The sequence below is a fragment of the Nocardia sp. NPDC060220 genome (assembly GCF_042727815.1).
GTDB lineage: Bacteria > Actinomycetota > Actinomycetes > Mycobacteriales > Mycobacteriaceae > Nocardia.
The window spans coordinates 1-10,747 of the sequence record NZ_JBHWZY010000146.1 but is presented as its reverse complement, the minus strand read 5'-3'; the positions used below and the strand labels follow the sequence as shown (position 1 = coordinate 10,747).

At 67.1% G+C, this 10,747-nt stretch carries 9 protein-coding genes; 7 read left to right on the top strand and 2 right to left on the bottom strand.

The window, feature by feature from the left end; genetic code table 11:
- The 6 genes from ACFWF3_RS10290 to ACFWF3_RS10265 all read left to right on the top strand — a co-directional run.
- A partial coding sequence (locus tag ACFWF3_RS10290) for a hypothetical protein (protein WP_379313372.1) occupies nucleotides 1-533 on the top strand: 533 nt, incomplete at its 5' end.
- Nucleotides 526-3,078, top strand: a complete 2,553-nt coding sequence (locus ACFWF3_RS10285) for a TIR domain-containing protein (RefSeq protein ID WP_378992069.1) — start codon at nucleotides 526-528, stop codon at nucleotides 3,076-3,078. The genes ACFWF3_RS10290 and ACFWF3_RS10285, both read left to right, overlap by 8 nt.
- A 352-nt stretch (nucleotides 3,079-3,430) precedes the next feature.
- Complete coding sequence (locus ACFWF3_RS10280) at nucleotides 3,431-4,525, top strand: DUF4185 domain-containing protein (protein WP_379313371.1); 1,095 nt, start codon at nucleotides 3,431-3,433, stop codon at nucleotides 4,523-4,525.
- A gap of 142 nt (nucleotides 4,526-4,667) precedes the next feature.
- Entirely contained in the window at nucleotides 4,668-6,026 is a 1,359-nt protein-coding gene (locus ACFWF3_RS10275; RefSeq protein WP_379313370.1) for a DUF2252 domain-containing protein, read from the top strand.
- Nucleotides 6,027-6,065: 39 nt separating this feature from the next.
- Entirely contained in the window at nucleotides 6,066-6,953 is an 888-nt protein-coding gene (locus ACFWF3_RS10270) for an AAA family ATPase (RefSeq protein WP_379313369.1), read from the top strand.
- On the top strand, nucleotides 6,950-8,338 hold the full coding sequence (locus tag ACFWF3_RS10265) for a VWA domain-containing protein (protein ID WP_379313368.1): 1,389 nt from the start codon (nucleotides 6,950-6,952) through the stop codon (nucleotides 8,336-8,338). Before ACFWF3_RS10270 ends, ACFWF3_RS10265 begins: the two co-directional genes overlap by 4 nt.
- A 146-nt stretch (nucleotides 8,339-8,484) precedes the next feature.
- Here the strand turns inward: ACFWF3_RS10265 and ACFWF3_RS10260 are convergent, their stop codons facing one another.
- On the bottom strand, nucleotides 8,485-8,946 hold the full coding sequence (locus tag ACFWF3_RS10260; RefSeq protein ID WP_379313367.1) for a nitroreductase family deazaflavin-dependent oxidoreductase: 462 nt from the start codon (nucleotides 8,944-8,946) through the stop codon (nucleotides 8,485-8,487).
- 30 nt (nucleotides 8,947-8,976) lie between these two features.
- Nucleotides 8,977-9,432, bottom strand: a complete 456-nt coding sequence (locus ACFWF3_RS10255) for a carboxymuconolactone decarboxylase family protein (protein WP_378992078.1) — start codon at nucleotides 9,430-9,432, stop codon at nucleotides 8,977-8,979.
- Nucleotides 9,433-9,608: 176 nt separating this feature from the next.
- On the opposite strand from ACFWF3_RS10255, the gene ACFWF3_RS10250 reads away from it, so the two are divergent.
- Nucleotides 9,609-10,747, top strand: a 1,139-nt coding sequence (locus ACFWF3_RS10250; protein ID WP_379313366.1) for a helix-turn-helix domain-containing protein, incomplete at its 3' end; no start/stop codon positions are given.

The window sequence follows — 10,747 nt, the reverse complement described above, 5'->3', positions numbered from 1 at the left end:
CCCGACTCTCGGCGGCCGCGTCAGATGTTTATAAGCCCCAGTATCTCCGAACTCTGACCGGCGCGGAGTACGAGCTGGCGGGCCCGGTGGATCTGGGCGCCGCGGCGATGACCATCGCCGCGGCGGAGGTGATCGACCTCGGTCACATGTACTTCGTGACAGTTGGCGGTGACATCGTGGCACTGCGCTCGGGCCGGACCCGGATCGTCGGCAATATCGGTGCGGAGGCCGCGCCGTTCGCGCTGCGTGTGTCGCCGTCGGGCGAGCGCATCGCGGTGATGACCGAACGCGGGATCGTCGTGGTCGACACGCAGCGCGGAACCGAACTCCTGCGTGAGCCGAGCCTTGGATCGGTGATGGTGACCGATGCGGCCTTCACCGACGATGCGCGGGGCCTCATGCTGGTCACCGGGATCGGGACCGTGCGCAAGCTCGAGCTCGGCGGCTCGGTAACCGGCCACCGAGCACCACGCGAGGCGACCGCGGCGGAAGTTTCCGTATTCGACCTCGGGGGAGAGCCACACCATGGCTGACATCGCGATCTCGTACTCGCATCTCGACACCGAACTCGCGTACGAGGTGCGTAACGAACTTCTCGCCGCGGGGCACACGGTCTGGATCGATGAGACCGGCGACTTCGGGGCAGACGCCGACGGCATCGCGGTGCCCTTCGGTGCCGATCATTGGCAGGTCATCGAGGCGGAGTTCGCGGCGGCCGATCTCGTCGTGGTGATCGACACTGCGCGGTGGTGGGCCTCGCCCAACTGTGCCAGGGAATACGACACGCTCACGAGCTGGGGAAAGTGGGTCGAATTCCACCAGCCCGGTACCACCGACGTCGTCGCGTTGGCCGCACCGCTGGCGTCGAGACGCCACATCACCGGTGCGCACGCGCGGCTCATCCAGCGGATGGAGTCGACCGGCCCGCACTCACCCGGGCTGGTCGAGCGCTGGTTCCGTCGAGCAGACGCCGATGACGCCAGGACGATACTCGGTCCCGACGCCGCCACCGCCGGGATCACGGTCGGCGAGCGACTGGGGGTCGTGGCTGAGCGCGCCATCGACAACGCGAACCGGGTCCGCCGGCGAGTCCTTCGATCGGCGACGGTACTCACGGCGGTATTGGCCGTCTGTGCTGTTGTCGGGTTGATCGCGCTGAACGTCGCGGTGCGACAGCGTGATTCGGCTACTCGTTCGGCGAATACGTCGATGTCGTTGAACACCGCGTCGCAGGCAGGTGATCAGGACGACACGAGTCAGGCGTTGGCTCTGGCGCATCGAGCGGCCGGTTTCGCGCCGACGTCGGCCGCGACGTCTGCACTGAATGTGGCCAACGCGAACAACAGACGGCTGCAGTCCTTTTCGATAGCGCATCGTGAGTATGTCGGCGCCCAGTGGGCGGCGGACGCACCGATCATCGTGGCCTACACCCGCACCGGGATCTACCAGCTCGACGCGCGCAGCGGACGCGAGATCGCGTCGATCGGGCTCGGTGAACGCTCGATCACATCGATCGCGGTCTCCCGGACGGGCGAGCGGGTCGTGCTCGGCGACGGCGTCTTCCTGCTCGTCGCGGACTTCGTTGGTGGCCGAGTCGAGGAAGTGACCGGCAACGTCAACTTTGTCGCAACCGCTGACGGCGAGCACGTCTGGGTCGCGTCGAGCGCGGAGTGGCCGCAGTTGCGTCGGACCGCGTTCCGTGACGCCGCGAATCCGATCGGTGGTACGACCTATCGGCTGCCGACTGCCCCGAAGGCGCTCGCAATCGATGAGAGCCGCCGCGTCGTCGACTATCTCGACGGTCGGGGAACCTTGCACTCGGCCCGCTTCACCGAGACCGAATTCGTCGACGTCGGCACGCACGAGCTCGTGCCGCCCGCGGAGGTCGACGTGGACGAACGCGGTGCGAGGATCTCGCGTTGCGGGGAGAACGTCTACGGCGTCACGCCGAAACGTGGACTGTTCGACATAAGCTTTTCCCGGATCGGTGGGCGAGTAACCACCGAGGACGTGTCGTTCTTCAGTTACCCGCCCATTTGCAACCCGGACGGGACCGCGTGGGGTACCTACGTCTCAGGGCCGAGCGGTCGGGCTTTCGGTGGTGGTCCGACGCCCTACCTTCCCTGGGGCGTCAACCGGTATGTCCCGGTGGTCGACACGGTCGGCGCCCGAACAGCGGTGGTTACCCCGGACGGGTGGCTCTATGTGATGCCGGGCGAGCGTATCGAGGTGCGCGAAATCGACGATGCCACCGCGCTGATCGCCTTGCCGACCACGGAATTCGCGATCCGGCGCGACGGTTCGGTCGTCGACACCGCCACCGGGGTGGTCACCGGCCACGCGGGAAGCGAGGCACTCAGCCCCCTCGCTCTGACAATCGGCAGTGTCGCCATGATCGGCACCGACGACGGCATCGTGCGCATCGATGAGCGAGGTAGTGCCTCGCTGGTGGTCGCGGTCGACCGTCGCGAGGTCGCCTCGATTCGTGCTGGTTCGGACTCGAAGACGTTCGTGGCGGCCGGCGGTCGAACGGTGCGACTGCTCGGTGTCGACGGCAGCGTTCGCGCGATCGAGATGAGCTGGCTCGACAGCCGATATCGATTGGCCGACGCCGACATCTCCCCTGACGGCCGCTCCCTTGTGGTATCGACGACCGGCGGGCAAGTCGCGGTCGTCGACCTGAACGCGCCCGCTTCCGCGAGATTCTGGGCGCAACAGATGCCGGTCGGCTCGATCCTGCCGGTCGCCTTCGTCGCGCGCACCGGCGCGGTCTTCGTGGTCGGCGCCGATGGGATCGTCCGGTTGCTCGGTCCCGAGCTCGACGTTCGTGCAACGGCCTTTGTCGGCGATCAAGTGCGGCAGGCCGAGCTGTTCGGTGATCACGCGGTCGTCACCTCCTCGCGCAACGGCATCACCGTCTTCGATACCGGCTCCCTGGTCGTCACCGATGCGATCCCGGCGAAGGTCACCTCGGTGACGGCGTTCACCGTTCGGGGGAACCAGTTGGTCGGACTTTCTGTAGGTACCGAAGGCGAGGAGGCAACGCAGAGCCGCCGGATCCGGATTCCATTGCCATGAGGTAGCCGCGTCGACGGCAAGGGCGTTCCGCCTCTGATCGCTGTCGATCTCGAATCGGCCCTGCTGCGCGCGCGAGCCGACATCGACAACGTGGGCTGACGAGATCGAGATCGTCCCCGACCTGAGTCTGCCGGTGGCGGCAACCGGGCACCGACCGCGGCTTCGACCGAGACCGCGACCTGGGGTCGAGTCTCGATGCCCTGCTCGCATTCTGAAGCCCGTTCTCGGGCAGATCGGATCGCTCAACTATCTCCGGGTAACCTGAATCGGTGACGGAAACGACACCAGCCCAACGATTTTGGATCGAGCCAACCGAGGGGTGTGTGTCATCCGCGTCACGGATCTGAACCCTGTGCCTTCGGCTGACCTCGGTGGCGGTGATCTTGCGATTCCGTTCGAGCTGCCCAACGGCGATGTCGGCTTCATCTGGGGCGACTCGTTCTCCGGGGACGGTCCGTACGGTCCACCGATGGGCGGTATCGGGAACTGGCGTTCCCCCATCATCACTCGCACATCTGCGCGCGACCCCGCCGAGCCGATCGTCATGGCCACCGCGCCGGGCACCGACGGCCGCCAGCTGTGGGACTACCAGCACGACAACGCCGAATACTCCACCGTCCTGCCGTGCGACGCGATAACCGTCGACGGCCGGATCTACCTGTGGGTCATGTACACCCAGGGCCTGGGCAACGAGAAGTGGTGCGAGGTATGGACATCCGACGACAGCGGCGTCACCTGGGCGCGTAGCGGTTCGAAGTTCTGGTGCGGCGCCTTCGCCGGCAAGCGGGTCATGGTTTCCTGGGCCAAGGACCCGCACAGCGACTGGGTGCACATCATCTCCACCGGCGGCCTGGCCAGGAACAAGGACATGCTGCTGTGGCGCGCGCCGGTCGAAGGCCTGTCCGATCCACATGCCTGGCAGGGCTGGGGCTGGAACGGCGGCAACTGGGCCTGGAACCGTGAGCCCACGCCGATCCTGCCGGGTTGGCGATTCGGCGAGATCTGCCTGCGCTATGTCGAGAACAGGGCCGTGATCTCCGGATTCGACGCGGGGGACTACTCGATCTTCGTCAAGGTCGGCGACCGCATCGACAACACGAACTGGATCACGACCCACACACACCGGCCGATTACCGGGATGCCGCGCGGTGTCGACACGGTCCCGCGCCTGTACGGCGGCTACATACACCCCTACAGCAGGCTCGAGGACGGCAAATTCACCCTCATCGTCTCCGAGTGGGCGCAGAACGGGAATCCCTATCGGGCGACCCAGTTCACCTGCACCGGGATTCGCCGGAAGGTGCTGGTCCCGGTACCTGACCCCGAACCGGCGCCCGTGCCGACTCCGGAGCCCCAGCCGACTCCACCCCCGGACCTGCATCGGACCTGGTGGCAGGAGCTCGTCCGCCGAGTCGACGAGTGGCGCAGTCGGCGGCTCGGTCCATAGCAGCACCCCGTGCCGGCGGCGATCGATAGCGGGAGACTTGCTCGATGGGCCAACCATATTCGCCGGCCAGTGGCGCACTCCGTCACCGCATGGTTATCCGCTGGTCCTTGCCGTGATGTCTCGGTAGCGCGAGACTTGCTCGATGACGACGGTTGAGGATTTCGATCGGCAGGCGGCGGAGGTCGGCAAGGCGGCGCGCAAGCGCGTTTCGCGATCCGAGCTGGGGGAGTGGAAACCGGCGCCGGGGCGGGAGGATCCGGTGGCGATTCTGCTGAACCAGAACGCGCAGCGGGTGCCGAGTCTGGTGCCGATCCGGATGGCGCGAATGGCGGTGTCGCCGTTCACCTTTTTGCGGGGTGCCGCGGCGGTCATGGCCTACGACCTGGGATCGGGTCCCGACACCGGGCTCACCGCGCAACTGTGCGGTGACGCGCACCTGTCGAATTTCGGACTCTTCGGTACTCCTGAACGCAATCTCGTGTTCGATGTGAACGACTTCGACGAGACGCTGCCCGGCCCGTTCGAGTGGGACGTCAAACGCCTGGTCGCCAGTGTCGCGGTCGCGGCGCTCGGCAACGGCTGCTCCGATGAGGAAGCGGCGTCGGCGGCGGAGGCGACCGCCCGCGGCTATCGCATGGGCATCGAGACGATGACAGAGCAGGACAGTCTCGAGATCTGGTACGAACGGGTCGACGCCGATCAGGTCCTCGAGCTGGTCCAGAAGAAAAAGGGACGCAAGCTGGCCGAGAAGACGATCGCCTCGGCGAAGAAACGCACCAGCCTGCAGGCACTGGACAAACTCACCGAACCCGATGCCGACGGTATTCCACGGATCAAGAATCAGCCGCCGCTGCTGGTACCCATCACCACCCCTGACGCGGCGACCGTGACGGCGCTGTTCGCCGAATACCGGCGCACCCTGCCCGATCACATGCGTGTGCTGCTCAACCGCTACACCTTCGTCGAGGCCGCCGTGAAGGTCGTCGGGGTCGGCAGCGTCGGCACCCGGTGCTTCATCGCGCTGCTGATGGACAAGGAGTCCGGCGCTCCGCTGTTCCTGCAGTTGAAGGAGGCTGGCACGTCGGTGCTGGCGCCGTATCAGAAGGCGAGCCGGTACAAGCACCAGGGACATCGCGTCGTCGCCGGTCAGCGCTTGATGCAGGCGTCGAGCGACATCTTCCTCGGCTGGGCCACCGGCCCCGAAGGTGTGCATCACTACTGGCGTCAGTTCCGCGATATGAAGGGCTCCGCCGACATCGACAATCTGGCTCACCGGCAACTGTCGAACTACGGCGCCCTCTGCGGCGGCGTGCTGGCCCGTGCCCACTGCCGCTCCGGCGATCCGCTGGCCATCGACGCCTATATCGGCGGCAGCGAGAAGTTCGACACCGCACTGAGCGATTTCGCGATGTCGTATTCGGATCAGAGTCTGGCCGACTACCGCCTGCTGCAGGCCGCGATCAAGGACGGCCGGGTGGAGGTGGCCGACAACCCGTACTGATCGGCCGTCACCGCGCCACACTCGATACACTCATTACCGATGAGTAACTTCTTTTCCTCGGTGGCCCAGGTGACCGACCGGCTGACAACGGCCGGTTACCTGCCGTCCCTCGATATCGCGACCGCGGTCTTCCTCGCCGACCGCCTCGGCAAACCGCTGCTGATCGAGGGTCCCGCGGGTGTCGGCAAGACCGAGCTGGCCAAGGCCGTCGCCGCCGCGGTGCGTGCCGAGCTCATCCGCCTGCAGTGTTACGAGGGCGTCGACGAAGCGCGTGCCCTCTACGAGTGGAACCACGCCAAACAGCTGCTGCGCATCACCGCCACGTCCGGTGAAGACTGGGACAGCACCCGCGACCACGTCTTCACCGAGGAATTCCTGCTCGCCCGGCCGCTGCTGGCGGCCATCCGCAACCCCGATCCCACGGTCCTGCTCATCGACGAACTCGACAAGGCCGATGTGGAACTCGAGGGTCTGCTGCTGGAAGTCCTCGGCGATTTCCAGGTGAGCATCCCCGAGCTCGGCACGGTCACCGCCGTGCGCAAGCCCTTCGTCATCCTCACCTCCAACGCGCACCGCGATCTGTCCGAAGCGCTGAAGCGCCGCTGCCTGTACCTCCATATCGACTATCCGACAGCGGAGTTGGAGAAGGCGATCGTCGCGCTGAAAGTCCCCGAACTGGATGCCGCACTGGCCGAACCGGTGGTAGCGACGGTGAGCGCGCTCCGGCAGCTCTCCCTGCGCAAGGCGCCCTCGATCGCTGAAACTGTCGACTGGGCAAAGACTTTGGTGGCGTTGGGTACGCGCACACTCACCGGCGGCGTGGTCCGCTCGACACTCGGTGTCCTGTTGAAGTACCAGTCCGACCACCGTGTGGCCATCGAGCGGCTGGGTCTCGATGCTCCCGAAGACGGCAGCGTGGGGCGATGACACCCATCGCCCCCGCGGCTGGCGTCTCGGCTCCGACGAGCGCACGGCTCGTCGATTTCGTCACCCTGCTGCGCGAGCACAACATTCACGCCGGTCCCAGTGAAACCATCGATGCCGCAGCCGCGGTCGTGGCCCTCGGCACCACCGATCCCGGTGTCCTGCGCTCCGGCCTGGCCGCCTGCCTGCTCCGCCGCAACGGTCAACGCGGAGTCTTCGACCAACTCTTCGACCTGTATTTCCTCGGTGTCTCGCTGCCACCGGCCCGCCCGAGCGAGAATGCCGATGACCTGCGCGAACGGCTGATCGCCACCCTTGTTCAGGGCGAGGACACCGCAGAACTTGCCCGTGAAGCGCTCAACACCTTCGGCGCCTACGGCGGTGCGGGCGAGAGCGCGGGCAGGGTCACCCAGGCCTCCGGTGCGGGGTGGTCGTCGTACCTGACCATGAAATCCTTACGTCCGGATGAGATCTCCGAGCAGGTCGCCCGAACAATGGGCGGCACAGGCCAGTTCGATACGGCCGTGCGCACCATCGAGGCCCGCCGCCGCGTCGACCGGTTCCGCACCGACGTGCAAACCGAAGCGCGCCTGCGTTCGGCCGAACTGCGCGGAACCGACTACATCGCCCGGCGCGGCGTCGAAAACTCCGCCGACCGAACGGATTTCCTCGGCGCCCGCGAACAGGACCTCGCCGAGATGCGCCGTCTCGTGTACCCGCTGGCCCGTAAACTCGCCAGCCGGCTGGCGGTGCGCCGCAAGAAGGCGGTCCGCGGTCAGATCGATCTGCGCCGCACCCTGCGTCGTTCGATGGCCACCGGTGGTGTCCCGGTCGATCCAGTGCTGCGTGCCCGCAAGCGCGGCAGGCCCGACCTTGTTGTGCTGGCCGATGTTTCGGGCTCGGTGAGCGGTTTCGCCGAGTTCACGCTGCAATTGGTGCAGGCGCTGCAGGACCAGTTCAGCAAGGTCCGCAGCTTCGGTTTCGTCGACACCTGCGCCGAGATCACCCACCACTTCACCCCTGGTGAGCCGCCGGCGCCGGGCTTCGCCCGGGACATCGTGCGTGATGGTGGCGTCGCCCGGTTCGGATCCAGCAATTACGGCGAGGTCCTGCAGGGTTTCGTCGACCACTACCTCGACGCCGTCGGCCCCCGCACGTGCGTCCTGATCCTCGGCGACGCCCGCACCAACCGCACGGACCCGAATCTGGCTGCGTTGCAAGCGATCACAGAGCGAGCGAAAGCCGTCTACTGGCTCAACCCGGAACCGTCGCGCTCCTGGTCGACCGGCGATTCGGCCGCCGAGGACTACACCGACATCGTCACCATGCACGAATGTCGCAACGTCGCCCAGCTCGCCGAGGTGATCGGCCGACTTCTCCCGGCCTGATTCAGCGGTACTTCGTGGTGCCCGCCGAGTCGCGGGAACGGCCGCCATGCGCGGCCGAGGACCCGTCGACGGTCCCGTGCCTGCCGACCAGTCCGCGACTCCTCGACAGGGCACTCGGGCTTTCGTCGCGCAACCGGCACGCGCACTCACACAGTGGCCGCCAGTCGTACCACCGCGTACTCCCGGCCTGCTTTGGCCTGGTACTTGTCGTAGCGGGGCTGGGCTGCGGCGATGTGGTCCCAGGCCGTCGCCCGCTCGGCGCCGTCGAGTACCCGAGGCGTCACGGCGACCGGGTCGCGGTCGGGCAGCTGGACGGTCGCCTGATCGGGATGGCCCATCAGGTTGAGGAACCAGTCGGGGTGCCCGTCCTTGCCGCCCGAGGCGACCAGCAGCCAGGAGTCGTCCTCGCCGGGGAACCAGCTGATCGGGGTATCGCGTGGCTGGCCGCTGCGGCGGCCGACCGTGTGCAGGATCAGCACGTCCATTCCCATGAAGGTGCCCTTGCCGCGCCTGATCTTGCGGTTCATGCGCGCGTTCATCCGGTGCTGCATCCACCGGGAGAACCCGCCGTGTGAATTACTCTTGCTCGCTTGCTGATTCGCGGACATCGTCACTGTTCCTTTCGAGGAGGGGGCGCCTCAGCCCCAGGCGCCGGCGATCTGACGGGTGGTGGCATTGAGCCGGTTGAACATGTTGGTGACGCCGATCATCAGCACGATCGAGGCGAGTTGCTTCTCGTCGAAGTAGCTGGCGGCGCTGTCCCAGATCTCGTCGGTGACCGCGTCGGGACGGTCGGCCAGCCGGGTAGCGGCCTCGGCGAGTTCGAGGGCGGCGCGCTCCTCCTCGGAGAAGAAGGGGGTCTCGCGCCAGGCGACCACGGTGGCGAGGCGGTCTTCGCTGACGCCCGCTTTGCGTGCGGTGGTGGTGCCGCCGTGCACGCAGGCGCTGCACCCGTTGATCTGGCTGACCCGCAGGTGCACCAGCTCCAGGATCTCGCTGTCCACGCCACCGGTCTCCACGGCCTTGAGTACCTGCTGGATGGGGCCCATCGCGTCGGTGAGGACCATGGCGGGGTTCTTCATCCGAGACTGCATGTCGTTCTCCTTGTTCGGTGTTTCTCCGCTGCTTGCGGTGTGACCCAATAACAGCCCGTCCGGCGCTGGAACAGAATGGCTGTGGGACACTGTGGGACAGCTGAAAACGGCCCTGACCACCGGCTTGTCGGTCGTGAGATTTCTGGTTCAGGCCGGGACAACGGGAGTGGAATACGGTGGTTGTGCAACAGCAGACGGCACGGGCGTACCCGCAGGACGAGCTCGCTTCGCGCCTGCGCCTGATCCAGGAACTGTCCGGCCGCGGTGTGCGCGCCCTGGCCCGCGACACCGGCCTGAGCTCGTCCTCGCTCTCGCGCTATCTCAGCGGCCAGACGGTCCCGCCGTGGCCGGTGGTCATCGAGCTGTGCCGCCTGGTCAAACGTGACCCGCGCCCGCTGCGTCCCCTCTGGGAGCGCGCCAACAACCCTCTGCCGGCCCCGCCGAAGACCAGCCGCCAGCCGGCCCCGCCGAGCCCGCCAGCCGACGCCCCACCGCCGCCACGCAACGACCTGCCCCGCGACGTGCCCGACTTCACCGGCCGCGAGCAGGCACTGGCCGAGGTGATCGCCGCCGTGCGTGCCGATCGCGTGGTCGCCATCGACGGCATGGCAGGCGTCGGGAAGACCTCACTGGCCGTGCACGCCGCGCATCAGCTCACCGCCGAATACCCAGACGCCCAGCTGTACCTGGACCTCCACGGCTTCACCGACGGACGTCAGCCGCTCGACCCCGACGCCGCCCTCCGTGCGCTGCTGGCCGCGTTGCAGGTCCCTTCGGAAAGGGTGCCGCAGGACGGGGGAGTCGAATTGCGCGCCGCCTGTTGGCGTTCGGAGCTGGCGCGGTTGCGCGCTGTCGTCGTGCTCGACAATGTCGCCGACGCCGCGCAGGTCAGCCTCCTGTTGCCGGGTGCGGGCGAGTCGGTCGCCATCATCACCAGCCGCAACCGGTTGCTCGAGCTCGACGAGGTCCCGCCGGTGACCCTCGACGTACTCACTCCCGAAGAGAGCGCCGAACTGCTGGTGCGGGCCAGCGGTGACGCACGGGCCGGACGGCTCGCCAAGGAACCCGAGCAGGCCGCCGAAGTGCTGCGCCTGTGCGGCAATCTCCCGCTGGCGTTGCGCCTCGCGGCCGCTCGTCTGCGTCATCGCCCGGGTTGGTCGATCGGCATTCTCGTGGAGCGGATGTCCGAGGGGGCAAGCGAATTCGACACCGCCTTCGGCATGTCGGTTCGTCAGCTGAACCGGGACCAGCGTCGCCTGTTCCGGCTGCTCGGCCTGATCCCCGGCTCCACGTTCACCGATTACGTCGCCGCCGC

Excerpts from the sequence above, each read along its gene's own strand:
- ACFWF3_RS10260 (WP_379313367.1), bottom strand. The coding sequence starts at position 8,946 with ATGTCCGCGAATCAGCAAGCGAGCAAGAGTAATTCACACGGCGGGTTC.
- ACFWF3_RS10285 (WP_378992069.1), top strand. The coding sequence starts at position 526 with ATGGCTGACATCGCGATCTCGTACTCGCATCTCGACACCGAACTCGCG.
- ACFWF3_RS10265 (WP_379313368.1), top strand. The coding sequence starts at position 6,950 with ATGACACCCATCGCCCCCGCGGCTGGCGTCTCGGCTCCGACGAGCGCA.
- ACFWF3_RS10275 (WP_379313370.1), top strand. The coding sequence starts at position 4,668 with ATGACGACGGTTGAGGATTTCGATCGGCAGGCGGCGGAGGTCGGCAAG.
- ACFWF3_RS10270 (WP_379313369.1), top strand. The coding sequence starts at position 6,066 with ATGAGTAACTTCTTTTCCTCGGTGGCCCAGGTGACCGACCGGCTGACA.
- ACFWF3_RS10255 (WP_378992078.1), bottom strand. The coding sequence starts at position 9,432 with ATGCAGTCTCGGATGAAGAACCCCGCCATGGTCCTCACCGACGCGATG.